20 protein-coding genes and 1 pseudogene are annotated in these 21,915 nt (G+C 46.4%); 5 read left to right on the forward strand and 16 right to left on the reverse strand.

The features are described from left to right. The first annotated feature begins 79 nt into the window (after positions 1-79). Both ACFOUO_RS04340 and ACFOUO_RS04345 read left to right on the forward strand, forming a co-directional pair. On the forward strand, positions 80-1,489 hold the full coding sequence (locus ACFOUO_RS04340; RefSeq protein ID WP_380702517.1) for an FAD-binding oxidoreductase: 1,410 nt from the start codon (positions 80-82) through the stop codon (positions 1,487-1,489). Then, entirely contained in the window at positions 1,490-2,833 is a 1,344-nt protein-coding gene (locus tag ACFOUO_RS04345; RefSeq protein WP_380702519.1) for a (Fe-S)-binding protein, read from the forward strand. It abuts the gene before it with no gap. Between the two features lie 142 nt (positions 2,834-2,975). On the opposite strand, the gene ACFOUO_RS04350 is transcribed toward ACFOUO_RS04345, so the two are convergent. From ACFOUO_RS04350 to ACFOUO_RS04400, 11 genes are read right to left on the reverse strand one after another with little or no spacing between them, the layout of a single operon-like run. Beyond that, positions 2,976-3,518: a flavodoxin family protein gene (locus ACFOUO_RS04350; RefSeq protein ID WP_380702521.1), complete on the reverse strand. Its 543-nt coding sequence runs from the start codon at positions 3,516-3,518 to the stop codon at positions 2,976-2,978. A 46-nt stretch (positions 3,519-3,564) separates the two neighbouring features. Further along, positions 3,565-4,800 (reverse strand): ATP-grasp domain-containing protein, encoded by a 1,236-nt coding sequence (locus ACFOUO_RS04355; protein ID WP_380702523.1) that lies wholly within the window; start codon positions 4,798-4,800, stop codon positions 3,565-3,567. Continuing rightward, positions 4,797-6,047 (reverse strand): MFS transporter, encoded by a 1,251-nt coding sequence (locus ACFOUO_RS04360; protein ID WP_380702525.1) that lies wholly within the window; start codon positions 6,045-6,047, stop codon positions 4,797-4,799. Before ACFOUO_RS04360 ends, ACFOUO_RS04355 begins: the two co-directional genes overlap by 4 nt. After that, a complete protein-coding gene (locus ACFOUO_RS04365; RefSeq protein WP_380702527.1) occupies positions 6,037-6,969 on the reverse strand; it encodes a transketolase in 933 nt (310 codons plus the stop codon). Before ACFOUO_RS04365 ends, ACFOUO_RS04360 begins: the two co-directional genes overlap by 11 nt. Beyond that, a complete protein-coding gene (locus ACFOUO_RS04370; RefSeq protein ID WP_380702529.1) occupies positions 6,966-7,772 on the reverse strand; it encodes a 1-deoxy-D-xylulose-5-phosphate synthase N-terminal domain-containing protein in 807 nt (268 codons plus the stop codon). The genes ACFOUO_RS04365 and ACFOUO_RS04370 overlap by 4 nt, the downstream gene beginning before the upstream one ends. After that, a complete protein-coding gene (locus tag ACFOUO_RS04375; RefSeq protein ID WP_380702531.1) occupies positions 7,773-9,623 on the reverse strand; it encodes a M20/M25/M40 family metallo-hydrolase in 1,851 nt (616 codons plus the stop codon). Beyond that, the gene (argC, locus tag ACFOUO_RS04380) at positions 9,623-10,684 is read right to left on the reverse strand and encodes an N-acetyl-gamma-glutamyl-phosphate reductase (protein WP_380702534.1); all 1,062 of its coding nucleotides are present in this window, start codon (positions 10,682-10,684) and stop codon (positions 9,623-9,625) included. The genes ACFOUO_RS04375 and argC overlap by 1 nt, the downstream gene beginning before the upstream one ends. Next, positions 10,681-12,003, reverse strand: coding sequence for a DegT/DnrJ/EryC1/StrS aminotransferase family protein (locus tag ACFOUO_RS04385; RefSeq protein WP_380702536.1), 1,323 nt, complete (start codon positions 12,001-12,003; stop codon positions 10,681-10,683). The genes argC and ACFOUO_RS04385 overlap by 4 nt, the downstream gene beginning before the upstream one ends. Next, a complete protein-coding gene (locus ACFOUO_RS04390; protein ID WP_380702538.1) occupies positions 11,993-12,643 on the reverse strand; it encodes a degT/DnrJ/EryC1/StrS aminotransferase in 651 nt (216 codons plus the stop codon). Before ACFOUO_RS04390 ends, ACFOUO_RS04385 begins: the two co-directional genes overlap by 11 nt. A 19-nt stretch (positions 12,644-12,662) precedes the next feature. Continuing rightward, entirely contained in the window at positions 12,663-13,562 is a 900-nt protein-coding gene (locus tag ACFOUO_RS04395; RefSeq protein ID WP_380702540.1) for a RimK family alpha-L-glutamate ligase, read from the reverse strand. 13 nt (positions 13,563-13,575) lie between these two features. Next, positions 13,576-13,749: a lysine biosynthesis protein LysW gene (locus ACFOUO_RS04400; protein WP_380702542.1), complete on the reverse strand. Its 174-nt coding sequence runs from the start codon at positions 13,747-13,749 to the stop codon at positions 13,576-13,578. 593 nt (positions 13,750-14,342) lie between these two features. Here ACFOUO_RS04400 and ACFOUO_RS04405 point away from each other — a divergent pair. Beyond that, on the forward strand, positions 14,343-15,281 hold the full coding sequence (locus tag ACFOUO_RS04405) for a LysR family transcriptional regulator (RefSeq protein WP_380702545.1): 939 nt from the start codon (positions 14,343-14,345) through the stop codon (positions 15,279-15,281). Between the two features lie 515 nt (positions 15,282-15,796). Further along, positions 15,797-17,131, forward strand: coding sequence for a helix-turn-helix domain-containing protein (locus ACFOUO_RS04410; protein WP_380702547.1), 1,335 nt, complete (start codon positions 15,797-15,799; stop codon positions 17,129-17,131). A gap of 179 nt (positions 17,132-17,310) precedes the next feature. Here ACFOUO_RS04410 and ACFOUO_RS04415 read toward each other — a convergent pair whose 3' ends face one another. From ACFOUO_RS04415 to ACFOUO_RS04430, 4 genes and pseudogenes are all read right to left on the reverse strand, one after another. Beyond that, positions 17,311-17,439 carry a hypothetical protein gene (locus ACFOUO_RS04415; RefSeq protein WP_380702549.1) on the reverse strand — a complete coding sequence of 43 codons (129 nt, stop codon included), beginning with the start codon at positions 17,437-17,439 and terminating at the stop codon, positions 17,311-17,313. Between the two features lie 12 nt (positions 17,440-17,451). Continuing rightward, positions 17,452-17,949, reverse strand: a pseudogene (locus tag ACFOUO_RS04420) (group II intron maturase-specific domain-containing protein); the annotation flags it as partial. Positions 17,950-17,967: 18 nt separating this feature from the next. Continuing rightward, complete coding sequence (locus ACFOUO_RS04425) at positions 17,968-18,663, reverse strand: DUF4386 domain-containing protein (protein ID WP_380702551.1); 696 nt, start codon at positions 18,661-18,663, stop codon at positions 17,968-17,970. Between the two features lie 164 nt (positions 18,664-18,827). After that, a complete protein-coding gene (locus ACFOUO_RS04430; protein WP_380702553.1) occupies positions 18,828-19,094 on the reverse strand; it encodes a hypothetical protein in 267 nt (88 codons plus the stop codon). Between the two features lie 830 nt (positions 19,095-19,924). Here ACFOUO_RS04430 and ACFOUO_RS04435 point away from each other — a divergent pair. Continuing rightward, positions 19,925-20,827, forward strand: coding sequence for an SDR family oxidoreductase (locus ACFOUO_RS04435; RefSeq protein WP_380702555.1), 903 nt, complete (start codon positions 19,925-19,927; stop codon positions 20,825-20,827). Positions 20,828-20,880: 53 nt separating this feature from the next. Here the strand turns inward: ACFOUO_RS04435 and ACFOUO_RS04440 are convergent, their stop codons facing one another. Further along, on the reverse strand, positions 20,881-21,897 hold the full coding sequence (locus tag ACFOUO_RS04440; protein WP_380702557.1) for a serine hydrolase domain-containing protein: 1,017 nt from the start codon (positions 21,895-21,897) through the stop codon (positions 20,881-20,883). Between the last annotated feature and the right edge of the window lie 18 nt (positions 21,898-21,915).

Consider the following 21,915-nt stretch of genomic DNA (forward strand, 5'->3'; position numbering starts at 1 on the left):
AAAACACAGAATTCCGCGACTTGTCAATGCTTTCCGGCCATTTATGTAAGCGATAACATTTTCCAGGGAGGGTTCGACCATGCTTACACCGGAAGCCAAAGCGGAGCTGACGGCTGTCGTCGGAAATGGATACTTCCGAGATGACACCGAAACCCGCGTCAGTTACTCCTATGACGCCACTCCGCTCTATCAAGCGATGCCCGACGGGGTGGTCTACCCTGCCGACACCGCTGAAGTTCAGGCTATTCTCCGTATCGCCCACCGAGACGGAATTCCTATCGTGGGCCGGGGATCGGGGAGCAACCTCGCCGCCGATACGGTTCCGCAAGCAGGTGGAATCGTGATGGTGATGACCCGGCTCAATCAGATTTTAGAGATCGATCCCGACAACTTGACCATCACCGTTCAACCCGGCGTCTTCACGCAAACGATCCATGACGCCGTTGAAGCAAAAGGGCTCTTTTATCCACCGGACCCCAGCAGTATGAAGATCTCCACGATCGGGGGCAATATCGCGGAAGGCTCCGGCGGGCTTCGGGGGCTCAAATACGGGACAACTCGGGATTACGTCCTCGGCTTGGAAGCCGTCCTGGCTAACGGGGAGGTGATCCGGACCGGCGGCAAGCTTTACAAAGATGTAGCCGGTTATGACCTGAACCGACTGCTGGTCGGTTCTGAGGGGACCTTGGCTCTCATCACCGAAGCGACATTGAAATTGATCCCGTTACCGGAGACACGCCGGGCGATGGTCGCCCACTTTAAAGACTTGGATACAGCCGCTCGGACCGTCTCCGAAATCATCGCTGCGCGCATCATTCCTTGCACCTTGGAATTCATGGATCAGGGAACGATCCAAGTCGTTGAAGACTACGCCAACATCGGCCTTCCCAAAGACATGGCCGCCATTTTGCTGATCGAGCAGGACGGCCCGGCCTCCGTTGTCGATCAGGACATCGAGAAGATCCATGAAATCTGCCGCCATACGGGTGCCGCCCATGTGGAGGTTGCCCAGACCCCTGAAGAGGGGGCCAAGGTGATGGCTGCCCGGCGAAATGCCCTGGCTGCTCTGGCACGTCTCCGTCCCACCCTGATCCTGGAAGATGCCACCGTTCCCCGTTCGCAGATCGCTCCCATGGTACGGGAAATCAATCACATCGCCGACAAACACCACCTGAAGATCTGCACCTTCGGTCACGCCGGAGACGGAAACCTCCATCCCACCTTTCTGACCGACGCCCGGGACAAGGAGGAGATCAGCCGGATCGAAGCCGCTTTTGACGATATTTTCGACGCCGCCATCCGCCTCGGCGGAACGATCACCGGCGAACACGGGGTCGGCATGGCCAAGGCTCCGTTTCTAGAATGGAAGGTGGGAAAAAGCGGGATGGACGTCTTGCGGGGAATCAAGCAAGCTTTCGACCCAAAAGGAATTCTAAACCCGGGCAAAATCTTCACCGACCAACCCCGCCCGCAAAAGGAGCGAACCTAATTGACGGTCAACCCGACTCCACAAAACTCTCCATGGAACCAAATGGGTGAGCAACTGAAGCGTACCCTGGACGAAGAGGAACTGACCCATTGTATGCGCTGCGGTTTCTGTCTGCCGGCCTGTCCCACCTATCGGGAAACTGGACGGGAAGCCGCTTCCCCGAGAGGACGCATCGCCCTGATGAAAGCGGTCCATGACGACCTGATGATCCCCGATAAATCCTTTAGCGACCAGATGAACTTCTGTCTCGGGTGCCGAGCTTGCGAAACCGCCTGCCCGGCGGATGTTCGCTTCGGTCGCCTGCTGGAGCAATCCCGAGCCGCGGTCACCACCCACGCTCCTAAGTCGAGATGGGTGAAAGGAATACGAAGGTTCTTTTTTCACGGCCTCTTCCCCTCTCGGAGGCGGCTGCGTATCGTTGGTGCCCTGATCGCCCTCTACCAAAAAAGCGGCCTCAAAAAACTGCTCCACAAAACGGGGCTCGCCCGGCTGATTATGCCGGACCACCTGCGCGAAATGGACGCCGTAATGCCTGCCGCCAGCACCCAAGGCGTAGTGGAACGAGCCGGAGCAACCCGGCTCTCCGCCGAAGGGGAATCACTCGGTCGGGTCGGACTGTTCCGAGGCTGCATTATGGACGTGATATTCGCCGAGACCAACCACAACACCGCAAAACTCCTTCAAGCCGCCGGTTATGAGGTGGTCATCCCCCGGTCGCAAACCTGCTGTGGGGCTCTCCACGCCCATGGGGGCGAAGAGAAAGCAGCCCATCGGCTGGCGAAGGAAAACATCCGTGCCTTTAAGGAAGCCGGCGTCGACTGGATCGCTTCCAATGCGGGTGGCTGCGGGGCTCAATTGGTGGAGTACCCCTATATGCTGAAAAGCGATCCAGAATGGGCGGAGGACGCCCGCTGGTTCGCCGACCAGACCAAGGATGTCAGCCAACTGATCACCGCTGGACGCCCCCTCCGCCTTGACCCCATCCCAGAACGGATCACCTACCAGGATTCCTGCCACCTGCGAAACGGCATGAAAGTGACAGCAGAGCCCCGAGCCCTTCTCTCCGCCATCCCCGGTACCACCTTTACAGAATTTTTCGAAGGGGAGCGCTGTTGCGGCTCTGCCGGGATCTACAACCTCACCCAACCGGAAACCTCCATGAGTATCCTGGATGCCAAGATGGAATATGTAACGGACACCCAAGCAGACACCCTCGTCACCTCCAACCCCGGCTGTCTCCTCCAGATGAAACTGGGCATCCAGCGCGCCAACCTGCAAGACCACATGCGCGCCGTCCATCTGGTGGATCTGTTGGCAGAATCGATGGAGATGAACAAACGATAAAACACGCCCCTCTAGTGGGCGTGTTATTTGTTGACGGTGCGGCTCTCTTTTTATTTGTAATAGGTTTTCATCACATTTGCGGCCTGAATCCAAAAATATACACATCGTACACTCCTTTAAGATATCTTTCTTAGCACAGATTTTATTTGTTAGCCTTGAGCTTGGACCTTAGGTTCTTAATGGCCGTGAGTGCCTTGGAATCCTGCTCAATATCTTCGGGTCTTCTCCCTTTGCCAATCACATGGCCCGCAAAGTTGACTCCGACAAAATCGAAAATATATTCTAACTGCTGTATTAATGGCTGCCCCTTCACGTGTGGTTCGTCATCACCTATAGCGATAACGTAAGCCCGTTTATTAGCCATATTGGCAAGAAAATCTGTCCGATTTTCCCGCAATGATTGAGACCATCGATCAATGAAGAGTTTTAGTTGTGCCGGCAAACCATACCAGTAGATCGGGGTTGCAATTACAATGGTGTCCTGTTCCAATACACGGTCAATAAGTTTTCGATAATCATCATTCGGATAAGGACCAGGCTCAGCATGCCTATAATCGATAATGGGTTCAATCCGGTAATCGCTCAAATAAATTTCATCTGCATCAAATCCATTAACGAATAATTTCGTTAACCATTCCGAATTTCCGTTTTTGCGGGAGCTTCCATAAAGCACTGCGATTCCCATCAAAAATCTCTCCTATCGAGTTGGAATTTCATTTGGACAAGTCGCATCATTTATAGGTGATCTTTATACTTTTTAATAATTGAAGTGCAGTTTCTTTCGCTTCTTGCGATGTGTTCCCAGAAGTGATGATATAACCAAGGCGATCATCCGAATTTCGAGCTACGGTGACCTGATTTCCGGGTTGCACAGTTATATGAGAACGAACTATTGCTTCGCTGTGATGCAGGTCTTCCAACCCTGTAACTTCGGCTACAATGCCATTTCTTTCTGCCGTCAAGTAACCGATGGCGGCCGCTCGATTCCACCTTGGTTTAAGGTTAATGGGTGTATCCAAGTAATAGTTAACAGTGGCTTCGAAGATATCGATTCCAAAAGCCTGCACTAATAGATCTGACGAAATCAGGTCTCCACCCGGCCTGCCGTTTACTTCAATAATTCGAGGCCCTGAAGCCGACAATTTTACTTCTACATGGCTAGGTCCATCAAAGATCCCGATTGCTTTAAGAGCACTCACCGCTGTATCAATAATCTCTTTCTCTTTATCCTTGTTAGTAGAAGCTGGGATCGTGTGCAACACTTCGACGAAGTAAGGCAGCGGTGAAGTGACTTTCTCAGTTACAACGGCAAAAAGGGGTTCTTTATCTTTCAGAAAAATCTCTACACTAAACTCTTCTCCATCAATATATTCTTCAATCAAGTATTCCTCTCGTACTTTAAAGTTCATATATGTTACCTTAAAATCAATCAGGTTAGTAAAAGCCTCTTCGAGCTCGAAGGAATTGTTAATAAAATAAACGCCTTGGGAACTCGCGCAGTTGGTTGGTTTCAGAACAACTGGATATCCAATGTTCTTAGCAGCCTCTTTAGCTTCCTCGAAGGTTTTAACTTTCTTAAACCGCGCACCAGGAACATTGTGCTCTTTGTATGCTTCCCGTGCTAAATCCTTATTCCTGGCACGAAGGGCCGCTTCATAAGGGATCCCACGAAGTCCAAGCCTCTCTGCTACTTTGGCTGTGAGATGGGATGCGTAATCAGTTGCAGGAACCAGTGCATCCAGCTTTCCGTTATACTCCGAATTTCGAATTGTGTTATATATGGATTCTTCATTCCGAATATCTGCCACCAGCAGATCATGGTATATTCCCTCGTACCCGTACTTTACCGGGTTTTCCTTGGAGGACACAATCGATACAACCTTGTGTCCCTGTTCATATGCCGCTCTGGCGAAACTAACCCCATAGAAACTGGGTTCTGTAAACGCCACGATTTTTTGTGTGGTCACGATGTTTCCTCCTTTATGTTTTGATCCTTCCAAGGAACCTTCGATGTTTCGGCTTCCTTTCCTAGACCAGCATAGAAGGCAATTACAAGACCAAAAATCATGAGACTTCCGATCCCAATAAATCCGACACTGGGTGAAAAATGGTCCATTAAAGCCCCCAATCCAATTGCAGAAACGCACTGAAGCAAAAACGAAATGGCCAACCACACAGACATGGCTCTTCCCATAAACGATTTGGACACAACTTTCATTACTACTGTATTCATGACTATTCGTAAGGAAGAGTTGCTTAGGCCGAACAACACGCACCCTACATACAAAAACCAGACGTAATGATTGAAAACCCAAGCAAACTGGATGCTAATGGCCATGAAAAAAAATATCAAAATCGCTCGAATGTTTGAGAGTTTTTTCGCCAACGGGGCTGCAACAAAACCGGACAGAAGTCCTCCAATCCCGTAAAACATATCGGATAATCCAAACACGACAGAATCTCCATTTACAGGACCACTCACATAACCAGGCAGAACCACATTAAAGACCATAACCGAAACGATGGGGATGATGGACGCCACCCCAAGAATAAAAACAGACGGTCTTTTTCTTAAGTAATCTATACCTTCTTTAAAATTAATATATAAAGTTTTTTCCTTATTATTCTCTACTGCGGTCGGTGTATATTTGATCCTGTGTAAGAAAAGGGAGCTGATAACAAAAGCAATGGCGTTCAGAACCAAGATTATTTCAAATCCATATAATTTGTACAAAACCCCTGATACACCACCAGCTACAAACATGCCTACTTGTAGGCTGATCTCGATCAAGGAGTTTCCATTGAGGAGATCCTTCTCGGATAGTAGTTCTTGTACCAAACTTCGCGACGCTGACAAATAGATCGACCAGCCCATACCGTTGACAACCGTGAATAGATAAAGGTAGATCACGTTAAAGTCGGAAAAAAGAAGAGCAGAGGCAATTGCTAGTAGTGCAAATACCCGGCTCCAGTTTGTTCCATGAATAATGGTCTTCCGGTTAAACCGGTCAGTCATGATACCGAACAGGGGTGAAATGGCAAAGCTAGCAAGAACATTGAGAGTGAGCATGAGCCCAACTTTGCTAAGGGAGCCCGTCTGGTCCATTATAAACCAGTTGGCCCCGATCGTACTCATACCCACTCCAAATCCAGAAATAATGTCAGAAAAGAAGTAGTTTCGGAATCTCCGTTCTTTAAGCACGTTAAAAATCATTTTTTTCTCCTATTATGTCAGTAATCTGCTGCTTTAGTTCTTGGAGCCCAAACCCCAAATAACGCAAGACATCGGTATGGTTACCTCCATAAGATGGCCACTTCTCACCACAATCATGAGAATACACTTTACATTCAGGTAGTAGTAAAGAGAGATAGGATGCAGTGCCTCCAGTGGCTCGATGTTCCTCCACAACAAGAAACCGATCAGAAATCGTCCTAAGCTCCTCAACATAACTTTTCAATGAAACGCTATCTACATAGACAACGTGTGCATGGATAATTGATGGATATTCTTCTACGATTTGTTTACACAGTTCGCTTGCTTGCTCTCCAACGGAAATGACACACAAGGGTGAAACTCCTTGCTCGTTTCCTTGATAGACGATTTCTCTGCAACTACTATTCGGGTTTCGGTCCAAACTTTGGAATACCTCATTACGGGACAAGCGGATATAGTACGGCTCAGGAGATGTTGCTGCTTCCCTTACTACTTTTCGAGTTTCTTCTTCTCCATGAGGGCAAACAATCCGAACATTCTGGAACGACTGCAGGACTGCGATATCCTCCAAACAGTGATGAGTTGTTCCAAACCATCCTCCAGATACTCCACCGTACGCCGCTGCAATTTTAATATTTTTACCCATATAGCCCATGGCCAACTTGATGCTTTCAGCGGATCGAAGCGCTGCGAAGGGAGCAAAGGTAGAGAAAAAAGGGGTAAATCCCCCCTCGGCCAATCCTGCCGCCATATCGATGCCAGCTGCTTCAGCAATACCCAGATTCAGGAACCGATCCGGATGTTTCTGCTGAAAAACATGCTTTTTTCCGCCAAGATCCGCTTCAAGACATACAATCTTCTCATTGTCGCAGGCTAACTCCGCCAACTCTGCTTTATATGCTTCTCTTCCGGAAAAGTTCATTCTAAACCCCTTTTCCATTTATTTGAGTATCTTTCGGGAATCTTAGCGTAGTGGCAATTGGGATTTCCCTCAATTGCTTTGATTCCCTTTCCTTTAATTGTTCGAGCCAGCACCGCCAGCGGTTTTTCGGGATCAGGCTCTATAGCAGAAAGAATCTGGTTGAAGTCGTGACCATCAATGTCTTTAACCCGGAAACCGAACGCTTCGAACATTTTTCTTAGGTTGTGGAAAGGTGATATGTCGCTGATCAATCCGTCATTCTGTCCTCCATTGCAATCAACAATGTAGATGAAATTTGAGATAGATTTCGCTTGGACCACCTGTGCCGTTTCCCAGCACAATCCTTCTTGCATTTCCCCATCTCCTCCAATAGCAACTCCGAGGCCATTTTCCCCCTTCATTTTCTGCCCTAGTGCCCAGCCTGCAGCATAAGATACTCCATGCCCTAAGCTCCCCGTCGCAAACGGTATACCGGCGATTTTATGGTTAGGATGCCCGGTAAACAATGACCCATCTCGTCCATAAGAGACAGCCGGATTTTCTTCGATTACACCGTGTAAATAAAGGGTCGCATACAAAGCCGCTGCTGAGTGTCCTTTACTAAGTACGATGGCGTTGTTTTGATCACTTCCGTATTTGGCATACACACTTAATAAAAGATCAATAACCGAGAGACTTCCACCAATATGACAGCCTGTTGGTGTCGCTGCCATATCAACGATTAGTTTTCGTGCTTCTTTGGCCAAGACAGTTAGGTAGTCAGCAAGCGCAGAATGTACTGTTTCAGAAATTACTGTATTCATCTAAGCCTCCCCTTGGATCCGAAACCATTCCGTTATAGCTTCCTTCAGTATGCTTCGCGTTGTCTGCACCTCTTGGAAGTGGAGATATTCCTGGTCCGTATGGTCGAGACTGGAATCACCCGGTCCATAAGCCACCATTGGGATTCCATCCCATGTGGTTGCCAGTGTGTTCATATCGCTGGTTCCCCGTTTTTTGATGTAGCGGACCGACTTTCCTTTCTTGGAAAAGCTACGTACAAATGCTTTTACCAAGCCTTCATTTCTCCGACATGCATAACCAGGTGTAGCACGTAACACCTGAACCGTTACATTTTCTCCTAAATTTTCTAGGCTAATTTTACTGCTGTACTCTTTTCCGGCATCTGGTGAGATTCTAAAGTTTAACGTCCCAACAACGGTGAGCAGACCTTTATGATTACGGTGTTTTATGTTAATTAATGATGACTGGGAGCTTGGGTCGATTTCCCTGACTCGATGCCGCATTTCTTCCACTATATGATAAAGTTCATCGATTACACTGTTGCTGTCCTTGGCCGTTGTGTGTTCTTGGGGTCTACTAATTGTAATTTGCATCTTATACAGCCCGTAGTACCCAAGCGTTAAATGGTCCTCCCCACTGGGTTCGCCTATAATGACAGCATCCGCCGGATAATGGTCTCTCACATAGTAAGCCCCTTTAGAAGACGAAACTTCTTCCTCCACTGCTCCAACCACAAGCAAAGTTCCATTCTCCGGCACTTCAACCTCATCAAGCATATGAATGAAATTAACAAAACTCCCCTTCGCGTCAACCACTCCTCGACCCGTGATTCCCTCCTCATCCGTCTCCGCTTTCCAAACGTAGGAAACTGTATCAATATGTCCAAGGAGCAGTAGTCGGTTGGCTCCATTTCCCTTCCGAAATACAACATTTCCAGCTTCATCAATAGATCCGGATACTGATGAATAACGGGTGGCTTCTAGCAGGTACGTTGCAAGTTCGTGCTCATCTTTGGATACGGAAGGAATGCGGATCGCTTTGTTGAGCAAATTGAATTGAGATCTGCTGTGGTCTATCGGAAAATCCCAAAACCTAGTTTTCCCACTACCCTCTAATGTATGTTGTCCGGAAATGTAGACATCACAGACACCTCGTTCAACGGCCATGTGAGCAGCCCGAACCTTCTGCTTCATTCTTCCTCTAATCGAAGGAATTTCGTCCCCCTGGTATACATCCTGAATTGTTGAATGTCCATCATTAATGTCCTGAAGGATCCCGGGTGTACTGGTGACAAACCGAAGGTGATGAGCATCCAATTCAACTGCTAGGTAAGCTGCCAGCATATCCGCATCGATATTGATATACTCTCCGATCTCTGGATCGCGAATCGGAGGGGTTAGGCAGACCACATCGTATGTAGCCAACACCGAATTCAGGAACTCATTGTGGCTACCAGTGTATTTACCAAACAAGGAATCACGAACAATGAAGGTCCGATCGTTGTTGACGACCTTCAATGGTTTCGCTTTCTTACCAACCACAACCTCATTGTCTCCACCTACTTGGGCAAAGACCTGTAGATTGTACGCTTGCAGAGCTTCAACCGTTTTGGCTATGATAATTTCATGATAAGCAGCGCGAATGATCGGCATTTCCTCGGGAGAGCAGTACCGAACTTCATCACCGTTCGGCAAGGTGAGAAAAGGCATTTTGCGGCCAATCTGCTTATACTTCTGCTTGATTCCTTCAGCACCACCGGCAACCAGCAACACTTTATTTCCTCTTTGGACAAGGTTATAAATTTCACCGAAAATCTTAGGTCGTTTTAAAATAGTGCTGCTTCCGAGCTTGATCACGTACAGGTTATCCATTAAGGCCATACTCCTTCAGCTGAAGATTGGATTCCTGCATCCTCTGGGAAACCCATATATAGATTGGCTGCCTGAACAGCTTGCCCAGCAGCACCTTTAATTAGGTTATCGATACTGACAATGGATACACAGTTTCTTCCCTCTACATAAACACCGACTTCCGCACAGTTTGTTCCAACAACAGTTTTGATCATGGGAAACGAATGGGGCCCATTCTTGGAACCTAGATAATGAATAAAGGGCTTTGACGAATAGGTACTATAAAAGGCTTTTTTCACATCGATTTCTGAAACGCCTTCCTTTATCCGCGAATACGATGACACCAAAATTCCTCTTGGAAGATCAAGACTGTGAGTAGAGAATTGGAGATCAATTGTTCGATTCGTAAACTGCCTTAAGGCAAATTCGATTTCCGGTTTATGCCTATGTCCATGGACTTTATGAGGCCGGAAATTATATGCCCTTTCGGCATGGGTCTCTTTACTAGATTTTCCCGCTCCGCTTGATCCAGTTTTGGCATCCGTTACTATTCTGGTTTCAATTAAATTCTGTGAAACAAGAGGGTATAAGGAATAAATACTGGCTACTGCCATGCAACCTGGAAGATTGACAACTTTGGCGTTCTGCTTAATCTCGCTGAACTCTGGAATGTAGTAGTGACTGCTTCCTGATAATTCATGTTTGAGCGTTTCGGGATAATATTTTTTTAAAAGATTTACATCCGATATCCGAAAGTCTCCACTAATGTTAAAGATATAGTCCCCGTGTTGTGCAATCCGTTCGATATATTGAGGTAAATAGCCAGTGGGTAGGCAAGAAAAGATGAGGTCATATTGCCCATCCAGCTCCAATAGCTTCTTAAATCTCAGGGAACTCATATTTTTCTTATGTCTCGACGACATGAAGTATCGATTAACGGGGTAACCAGCTTTTGATTCGGACGATATATAATCCACTGATATATAAGGGTGATGGTCTAACAACCTATACAATTCTGCACCAGTAAACCCGCTACCACCTAGAATGGCCGCCTTTGTCATTCTGCCTTTTTCCATACTCATCCTAATCTAGCATCCCTTACGTAGGGTTCTTTTACTTCAGTATTTTTTTCGACAACTTCGCGGATGATATTAGGATTGGAATCAATTTTCTTAAATGCCCAGGCATATGCCTGGATTCGTTCATATTCAATTGGCGACCGGAGTTCCCTACAGATAGTGAGGGTAGAGCGTAGCATTTTCAGGGTTTCTGGGAATTCATGGATATCATAACTGAAGTCCTGGCGTTTGGATAGGGTAAAAGGATATCCATTACCAAATCCTTTCCTGTTTTTGAAAGGAAGGTGACCTGGAATCGGCATATTCTGCCATTCCCTTGCGTATACCCCCTCAGCATTGATAAGCTCTTGTATCGCGGTTTTTACTTTGTAATCCTCAAGGTCATCGAGTCCGAGTGCTTCTGGATAGATCTTCACCCGGTACATGTTGTAGCTGTGTTTGTATCCTTCAGGCACGAAAGGTCCCCTGAATAACCTTGTCTCTGATAGCGCCTTCGTTAAATAATCCGCATTTCTCTCACGAATTGAATCGTAGTACGAGAGGCGTTCCAATTGGCTAATTCCAAAGGCTGCTACGATCCAGGACATCCGATAATCGATCCCGGATTCCACGAGGAACGTTTTGGCCCTATCGTAATCCTCCTGCTCCTTGAAAAATGCGATTCCACCTTCTCCTCCGACAGGAAAGTTCTTATCTGCCATGAGACTCTGACCTGCCGTGTCACCGATGGACCCACACATCTGACCGTCAATGGAAGCAGAATGGGCATGAGAAGCATCTTCCACCAAGCGTAATGAATACTTATCAGCAAGCTCTCTTAATGCAGGCATATTCGCCGGCAAGCCGTGGACATGGACGGGCATAATTGCCTTCGTATTACTTGTAATCGCCCTCTCCGCCTTCACTGGATCCATACAGTATGTCTTCGGATCAATATCCACGAACACTGGAATGGCTTTAGCAGCCAAAACGGCCTGAGCTGTAGCAATAAAGGTAAAAGCAGGTAGGATGACTTCATCCCCCGGCTGTACTCCCACCCCAACCAATGCGAGGTGGAGACTTGAAGTACCGCTTGCAGTAGATATAGCATGATTGGTTCCTACATACTTGCGGTAATTCTCTGTGAATTCGTCAACAGTGCTGCTTGCATCTTGTTGAATAGAGATCATCATCTGCGTTAAGTCTTCTTTAGTGATGGTGGGGAACGTCGTTCTTCGGACATCTTCAGGAATAATCGCGGGACCACCTTTGTAAGCCAAGGCTTCTGTGATCCAGTCATCTGTCGGTAGTTCGAGCGGCTTTCGGATAAAATCAGTCTTCATTTCCGCGTTTCCTCCTCAAAATAGACAGTTTGACACATGCGGCAACTAGAGGGCTCAGTCTGTAATTAAACTGAATCGCCGGTTGAAGCTCTGAATCGCTTTCCTCCTGAGTCCACATTGTCTTCAAATCGAAAGCCCCGAAGATTTTAAGCCGTTCAGCTTTCTTCCACACCGTCATTTCATTGGTAGCTATTGCAGCACAGGGGCCAAAACCCAACTCGGTAAAATCCATCACCAGAACAGGTGAACTACTTAATTTGGATAAGACAAGTTCATCGATCTCATGTAAATTATCCCAGTTAACCGAAATTCGTTCGAATCCAGGTAGTTCCGTCTGATCAGACGAAATTTCCACACCCAGCCAATGAAGAAATTTTCTTTCCTGATGGCTTGGATAAGGAAGATTTACAGAGGAACCGTGCACAATATCCTGCCCCCAAAGGGCAGCGTGAACAGCTCCTGTATAGCTGTTGAACAAAGACACGTGTTTCGCCCTAGTGATCTTTCTGATGCTTTTTTTCAATCCTTCTAACTCTTTCTCGTTTTTCTCAATACTCATAATGACCCCTGAAGTCAGGACTCGGGCCAAAACAAAGGAGACGGAAAAATAACGGTCTTTTTTAATGAGTGTCTTTTTCATATTTTCATCCCCATTACGTCTAGGAGCTTAGAATTGGTCGTTCTTTACGTTTAGCATCAATACGATGCCGTATATACGTTGCAATATGGTAAGCAACATCAACTCCATGGATTTTGAACGACTTTGAGAACTCTGGATTTTGGTTCACTTCGCATACCAGATAGCGCTGGCTCTGGTAATCATAGAACAGATCCAATCCAAAGATTCCTTCACCCAATACATCAATCACTTGACTGCATATAGACTTAATCTGGTCATCGACATCAACGGGTTCCACTTCTGCACCCAAGTGTGTGTTGGTTTTCCAATTATCTGGGGAGATTCTCCGAAAAGCCACAATGGGTTTCTTGCCTACAATGACTACTCGAATATCGAAATCGCCTTTATCTATATACTCCTGAACAAGAACTGGAAACGATTGTTGCCCCGGATCAAGCGATCCTCTAGCAGCAATCCATCCGTCTAGACAATCTTTGCCGATAATTCTGGCAATCCCTCTTCCCCATGATGAACTTGCAGGCTTAATAACGAATACCTCTCCAAATGTTTCAAGTGAATCCTCCAGATTGGCAGTCGAAAAGGCCACCTTATATTGGGGTTGCGGAATCTTGTTTTTTTCAAACACGATCGCTTGGTGAATTTTATTGGTGCAGATCGAAATGGCCTTTACGGAATTAAGTGTCTCAATTCCTGCTAACTCCAACATCGTGGAACGGTTGAGGGCATTTTTCTGTGAAAGGCAACGAATCAGGGCGATCTCTACCTTCACCTCCGACTGGCCGCCTTCCAGTGGCAATGCCATAGAATCCAGATTGATTTTGGTTTGAAGACCGTTCTCATTCAGATAATCGACGATTCGTTTCTCTTCTTCCCTCAGTTTGGTTACACACAGCAAAACATCCGTTTTACTGTTACTCATGTTTCGGGCCACCTTACTCTCCCCACGTTTCTTCGATTTCTGGAGCAAGTTCCAGCGTAATCAAATTCCCCTCATTATGTACTTCGAGCTCTTGTCCACAGGAAGAGCATTCCACGATTTCACCAGTTGTTGCGTCCTGCTCCACGCTCACTTCATCCTTGCATACGAGGCATGCCAATTGTTCCATTCTAAATCCCTCCATAAAATTTGATGATCTCGTACAATCATTTTGTAAGCCCAACCAACTTCAGCACAGCAACCAAACCCGCATTCTCACTTACTCTTTCGCTGTCCATCACCCCCTTTATTTTTAATATATTGATTTATTTGTCGTTAATTCAAATTATTGTCTTGATGACAGTATAGTAAAATAGTAAAATTTAAATTGTCAACCTTCAAGAGAATACTTTACTGTTTGATTGCAATAATTAAAATAAAATTATACCTTCTTGACACCACGGGATCGTTCATACATTAAATCGGTAAAAAAATGCTTCATGGAAGAACGACCCGATGCCGGACCGGAACCTGGCAATACGGCTATAAGTAAACAGCACATCGGTGTTCGTTTCTTACGAGCTTGCGAAATCGAAAACGTTGAGGAGAATTCTAGCTATCTCTTACATGTAGCCAAACATCTCTTCACCTCAAATGTGATAGCGATCCTTTTCTATCGCGTTGTTATCATTGTATACTCTCCAATTATATTTAGTAAAATAGAATATTACGAACAGACTGATCAGTTATTGTGATATCAATCATACAGGAGGAGATTTAATCGTGGACCTTCGACATTTGAAAGCATTTAAGGCAATAGTTGATTTAGGGGGGTTTAGAAAAGCAGCTGAGCATTTGGGGTATGCTCAATCAACTATCACCAGTCATATTCAACTCTTGGAAGAGGAGTTGGGTTCCCCCCTATTTGACCGACTGGGAAGGAAAACAATTCTTACCGAAACTGGTCGCCGTTTTATGCCTTATGCTGTTCAATTTTTGCAGCTTTATCAGAAAGTTAAAGAGGTCCCGGGAAACGAAGATTTCCCTACGGGGACTTTGACAATCGCAGCACCTGAATCCTTAACGGTTTATCGACTCCCCCCGATTATTCACGACTATAAACAACGATATCCACAGGTAGAAATCGTACTGAAACCTTCACCTAATCGGGAATCATTGAATGGCTTGCGTACAGGTGATATCGATCTTGTGTTCTTATTGGATAAGGAGTGGACAGAGCCAGATTTGGTTATTAATAAATTGGCGAACGAACCCATGATGGTGATAACTTCTCCTGCCTACCACGCCCGGGAACTTTCTGCGGAAACACTGCCGGACCTTGTGGAGGAAACCCTTTTATATTATACGGAGCAAGGATGCAGTTATCGAATGCTCTTTGAGCGTTACTTACAGGAAAATAGGGTCTTCCCCAAAACGTCCGTCGAGTCTTGGAGTGTTGAAGCGATTAAACAGTGCGTCATGTGCGGGTTGGGGATATCATTACTTCCCTATATCGTAGTTAAATCCGATATCGAAGAAGGGAAATTGGTGGGGGTGCCATGGAAAGAACGGCATTCAGTGGCAACGTTAATGGCTTATCACAAAGAAAGATGGCTGTCACCAGCTCTTCAGGCCTTTGTAAAAATGGTAAAGCAACATTCCGTATGGAATGACAATTTAGTAGGGGTAGAAGGAGCATCGCTTCCGTTTATCGCAACGTAACATCTATTTTCTGGAGTTTATTTATTTCATGTCGCTTTTCAGATAAACAATACCAGCCATTTCAATGGATTGATCATCCATCCGTGTGGCTGGTTTTTCGTATTTAAAAAATAACTTTCATCTTTCTCCGTCGTCGGAAAGCCCCCTGAGTTTATTGCAGCATATCGAAAACAAAATCTCTCTTCGTCTGGCCGTTTGCTGGGAAGGTTGGGAGGAAGAAAATCATTCAGAGCTGGTCGACCTGCTGGAGCAAGCATCGAAAAATATCCCTTTGTTCCCTTAGCAAAACCGTCCATATTAAAAATTATTATTACACATCCAATAAAACCACTCTATCCACCCTTTATCCTCCGGAATGGACCCTTCGCAAAAATAAATTCTTGTAATACCGCCTGAAATAGACCTTACACAGATTTTTATAGACCATCCAACTTATTTACCCATTTCCAAATTAAACCTCCTAGGTTAAAATACTCTTGTTCTAGTTAGGATTCCATCCTGGAAGGTGGTTTGCCATGAGTTCCCTGGACATTCATGAAATCGGTGAAGTCATCCGAAAAGTACGAAAGGAACGAGGGTTACGTTTAGAGGATTTGGCCGATCAAAACATTTCTCCCGCCACGATCAGCAATATCGAACGGGGCGTCCCCCATGTCAACCCACAGCGGGCCACGTATTTGCTGAAAAAGTTGGACATTCAGTTGGACGAGCTTCCTAACCTGATGATAGCCGAGCAACAAGAATTACAAAACGTCAAATTTGACCTTTTTGCCATTGAGACGATGCGTGACACCGGCAACGCGAAGGAAGCTTTGCAGGAGCTGAAAAAACTCGATCTGGACGACCATCACCCTTGCGCTGCCACGGCTCAGTACTTGACAGGAAAATGCTTAAACAGCCTCGGCGACTACTCCAAAGCCCAGCGTGCCCTCTTCAACGCCATCCGTCTTACCAACCAGAATGCCTACGGAAACCAAAGCAATATCGAAGCAGCCAGTTTCACGGAATTGGGACTCAACAGCTACTACCAAAACGACATGGAACAGGCCTTGGCATACACGGAGAGTGGGATCGATGCCTTTGTCGAGGATGGTGAGCGATTGCATTTCAAGTACGTATTGCTACGGAATAAAATTGTTTATTTAGAGCGTTTAGGGAGAATCGGAGAGGCATTGAAAGTGGTTGAAGACCATTGGGAGTCGATAACAAAAATTCAGCATATGAATGTTGTTCTTGCCTTCTATTGCTGGAGGGCTGAACTATTACACAGAACGAAACAATTCGATAATGCAATAAAATATAGCCTGGAAGGCCTAGAAAAAGCACGCCTCGATTACAAATACAATAGTATGTTTCGTTTATGGGTGATTTTAGCAAGCATTTATATGACCAAAAATGATTTAGCAAAGGCTGAACAGTGTTTCCAACTGGCATTAAGTTTAAAAAATAAACCCGTTGTTGAAAAGGAATTCACCGATGCCTATACTCGACTCGGTGTGCTTTATATCAAACAAAAAAGGTGGGCTGAAAGCAGGGAAGCCATTAATAATGCGGTTTCTTTAAGTAAAAGGTTGAATGATATCCCTAGACTAGCCAATGCACTTATTACACAAGGGGATTACTATCGTGTAAGAGAGGAAAAACAAGAAGCGATTCCCCATTACCAGGAAGCTTTGAAGCTCGCTCAGCAACATAAATTACCTTATAAAGAAAGTGTAGTACTTTTACGCCTTGCTCAGTGCTGGGAAAATACCAATAAAAAGGAATTTCAACAATGCCTGCATAATATGTATAAAGTGAAATTTATTTTACAGTACAAGGAGGTAGACTACCTTGATGAACTTCTTTAGAATTCTTATCTTCACATTTGCTTTAGTGGTCACTGTATCTACTGGGATAACCGACTGGGACGGTCACCCAGCTTCCGCATCAACAGCCGATAGCGGAGAACCTGAGGGTGGATAAACATATCCTCTTCTCTTCCCACCGGTGAATCCGGTGTTTTTTTATTCCACTGGTGGAGTAACCCCTATCTGCTGAAAAACGATCCGGAATGGGCGAAGGACGCCCGCTGGTTCGCCGACCGGACACGGACGTCAGTCAACTGATCGCCGCTGGACGTCCCCTCTGCCTCGGCCCCGATTCTGGAGCGCATCACCTACCAGGATTCCTACCACCTGCGAAATGGTATGAAACTGAATGCACGACTGGCATTTCCCACCCGAAAATAGTTCACCCACCCCGCGAGTGCGGCATTGATCTGTTTAACAATCTCATGGACCGGGACCGCACCTCCACGATGGATGATTTCGCGAATTCACGCCTTTATAGCCTTACGAGCTTTCTTCTTCGAGGTCATCAGGATAAAGAATCCGGTTTCCTTTCGATTCGGGTGCAGGTCAAACCCCAGAAATCCAAAAGCCTCTCCGGTAAGTACGTTTACCATTCGGATCTTTTCCTGATTAAGCTCGACACCTAACAGTGTGAGATGTTCATGGAGCCGATTTACGGCGGATTGTACCAAACGCCCAATCCACTTCATTTAGGTAGATGTTGGCGGAGAGAACGGTGCCCCTTCAGGTACACCGATCTTCCCAGTTGCCTGGATCACCTGTTTCACGAGGTGCATCATCTGGGGGGCTTGGACACGCTTGGGGATCTTATCCAAATAGTACAAGCGGTTTGATTATACGCTGTGCTTATCAGTCAGGAGCTCATCAAGGGCCGTTTGGTTGAATCCCTTGATGATCAGCCAGAGTGCCATTGCCATCTCCTGCACGGCCAATGGTATATACAACATATCTAAGTGAAGGTTTAGTCCAAATAACTTTAATAAGTCGACAGCCACATAGAAAACCGCTCCGATCAAGCCCCAGCCGGACAACCAACGAGGGATAAGTTTGGTGAGATAGAAGAGGGTGTATAACAACATTGCCCCGATGATAAAAACAATAGTCAAAACGGGGCCCATGATGTCCTTGGCCTGAAGCAGGACATTGCCAATAACCTGTAAAGAAGCCGCCTCTGCCCCAACGGCAGTGACCTCTTTGCTGAACACGCCTAACAATAGCCAACTGACTACCATTAAGATATAGGTGCTTCCCTCTAGTGGTCCGCGGAAAACAACCATCCCTAGTGCCAGGGCTTCATTCTTTTTTTTGAAGAGTGGGTACAGGAAAACAGGCATCGCCGTTAACGAAAGCCCCATCAAGAGCACGAAAAATGCGCCAAGGTTAAGCTGTGACGGATTAGCAGCAATTCTGGTTAGAAAATCCTCTCCAGCAAGTAGATTCCTGGTAACAACAAGGCTTAAAATCCCCGATACCGTTCCAATGATGTAGAGGACACCTACGATCACTGCAGTCATTCTGTAAGGCTTCATTTGTTTGTTCTCCTTTGTTTTTTATGTTGTTTCAGCATATCGGCTGCGCTCGTTTTGACGTACGAAATCTCGCCATATAAAAAGGTCACGTCATAATGATTATAGCAACAAACAGTGCTATTGGTAGTCGATTCTTATCAAGTGTTCTCTCCACTATATGTCAACTACATTCCGTCAAGACCCAGCACCCTAAAATATAAATAAAATATTCGATTTAAATCTTCAAGCACCAATTGCAAAAAACCATCAGCATCCCCCGTTGTATGAGCCTTATCAAGCGCTGAGTAATATTCTGATTTTCTTTTCAGTTCAAAAACAACCGGTGGGTAACCATTCTTCATCAATTCTAAATTCAACAATAACCGTGCTGTTCTTCCATTAAACATCCTCCGAGAAAGGAGCGTGACACGGGTTTCGCGGCCCGGGCGCATCTCGATAAACCCCTGGGTTTGGCCTTGGCCAACTCAGCATCCCGAATCTTTTCTCCCGGCTCCAGCGTTCCGTTAACAATTCATTGCTGTAACAAGTGAAGCACCCGTTTTTTTGCCGACGAACGATCCAGTTCGGCCAAATCCTCTGGAATAGGCATGGGGCAACCCTCCCATCAAAATCATTGGTATCCTGATTATGGCAGAATGCGATATATTGCATATAGAGGTGGAATAAAAAAACACCGGATTCACCGGTGGAAAGAGAAGGAAACGGCAGAAGTACTAGAAAGAGCAGTAACTGCCAATGAAAAGAAGTTGTTATCGAAGTATAGTGCGAATGAAAGCAGGTTAAACCTTGTTTTTTCGATAATAGGTGGGGAAGGATCGCGGAGAGATTAAATAAGACCCCTAGTGCTTCTAGGATAAAGAGTAGGATCAATATGAATAGAAAAAGATTCTTGAACAAAAACAAAAAGGACATCATCAGACAAATGATGAAGCGAATGAGATCCGTAGCAATCATGATTTTTTTCGATTCCATCGGTCAACATAGGAACCCAGAAATACCCCTAGAATGGGAGGAATGGAAAATGTAATGGCTACTCCTTTTCGGCCCGGAGTACGGCCAAACGCCTTCAATAGCAACGGAAACAGCGTCCCCCTATTGAGCCCATGGCAGATCCCTCCTTCCCGCCCGGACAGCCCGAATGTCCTTCGGTGACCGCGGGGCAAAAATAAGGGGTAGCGGTGAAAGGAGTCATCAGGTTCCCATTCCTCCCATGGAAGCATAGGGTAATATGCCCCATCCCAAATCGTCACGGAGGTTCATCATGGGACCTGATTACTATCCGGTTTACCCCTATTACGGCCGTAAAACGGAATGCAGGGAGCAACCATTGACCTTTCCACCTCAGAGTCAGGACCGGCAGCCTGGCCTGGAGTATCTCATGGAGCCTCGGCCGATCAGTGAAAATCCTACTTACAGGGGAAGCGGTAAACTCCACGGACGGACAGCGATCATTACCGGCGGGGACAGTGGCATCGGGCGTGCGGTAGCTTATGCCTTCGCCAAAGAAGGAGCAGATCTCGTCCTCTCCTACCTCGACGAACATCGCGATGCGGAAGAGACGCAAGCACGTATCCTCCAACTGGGGCGGCGCTGCCTCTTGATCCCTGGCGACTTGAAACAAGAAACCCAATCCACCGAGATCATCCGGCAGACTCTGCACACCTTCGGGAAGGTCGATATCCTCGTCAATAATCACGCGGTTCAGTTTACCCAAAAATCCATCCTGGATATCACGGCAGAACAGTTGGACCTCACCTTCCGTACCAATGTTTACGCTTTCTTTTACCTCACGAAAGCGGCAGTTCCCCATATGAAAGCGGGGAGCGCCATTATCAATACAGCCTCGGATGCCGCTTACGAGGGATTAAAAAACATGATCGACTACACGGCCACCAAAGGGGCGATCGTCTCTTTCACCCACTCCCTCTCCCTTTCTTTAGTAGAAAAAGGGATTCGGGTTAACGCTGTGGCCCCTGGTCCCATCTGGACGCCCCTCACCGTTTCTAGTTTATCCCCAGAGGAAGTCAGTGTCTTTGGCACCTCCGTCCCCATGAAGCGAGCTGGCCAACCCTTCGAAATGGCCCCTGCTTACGTCTATCTCGCTTCCGATGATTCTCGCTACATGAACGGCCAGGTGCTCCATCCTAACGGCGGAATGCTTTAAACAAAAAGCCGTATCCTTTTTCAGGATACGGCTTTTTCGTGCAAACGTGAGGGCTATCCACCTTTCGACAGTTCTTCAACCAAATGCTTCGCGATTTCATCCACTCCAGCTCCAGCACGATTACATAAAACGGCGATGGCTTGTTGATTTTCCGAATGAAAGGCCATAAAGCTGCTGAATCCAGCGGTTTCTCCATTATGGCCAAACCATCCGGTTTTTTCGTTGGCTTGCCATCCGAGGCAAACAGAAAGCCCTCCGGGCTCCCTTATTCGAACGTCATGGGTTAACTGAATGGCTTCCTTCATGGTAGTAGGCGGAGTTAGGTTGGCTTTTAAGAACAACAGAAGGTCGTGAATGGACGAACGAAGAGCTCCGGCACCAGCAAACACTTGAAATTCCCAATGCGGCACGGGATTCCCCTGAGGGTCAAATCCCTTTAGGAGATTGGATTTTAATTCTTGAGGAAGCGGATATCTCGTTTCTTTTAATCCTAAAGGCTCGGAGATGGCTTGGGTTATCGACTCATCAAAAGATTGTTTTCGTTTCGATGCCAGGATATAGCCCAACAGGGCATAGCCAAAATTAGAGTAATGGGAAGTCTCAGAAAGAGGATCGTCTACGTACCATCGAAGGTCTTGAAAAAGCTCTCTCGCTCCATAGGTACGGTACGGGTTTTGCTTGTATTTTTTAAAAAACGGGTCCGGAAACCAATATCTCCATATCATCCGAAAGGGGAGACGCGGCAACCCAGAGGTATGGGTCGCTAAGTGTTCCAAGGTCATCTTCCCCTCTTTACCATCCAGTGGCTCCTTAAAAAACGAATGAACAAAATCCGTTAATTTCACTTCGCCTTTCGTTACTTCATGAGCCAGGAGTAAGGCCGTAAATACTTTCGTCAATGAGCCAATCTCATACAAAGACTGGGCTGCTGCCTCTTCGAGTGTTTCCCCTTTATAACATCCCACCCACTCGTCCCCTTGATCATACCAAGCCACACTCCACTCATCAGATGGTTGGGGTTGTTGGCTACGGATCACCTCGAGGATTTTTTTCGATGGAGAGACTGCCATTTTCACCCTCCTTGTGCA

Source organism: Salinithrix halophila (genome assembly GCF_042650125.1).
In the GTDB taxonomy this organism is placed as follows: Bacteria; Bacillota; Bacilli; order Thermoactinomycetales; family DSM-45169; genus Salinithrix; species Salinithrix halophila.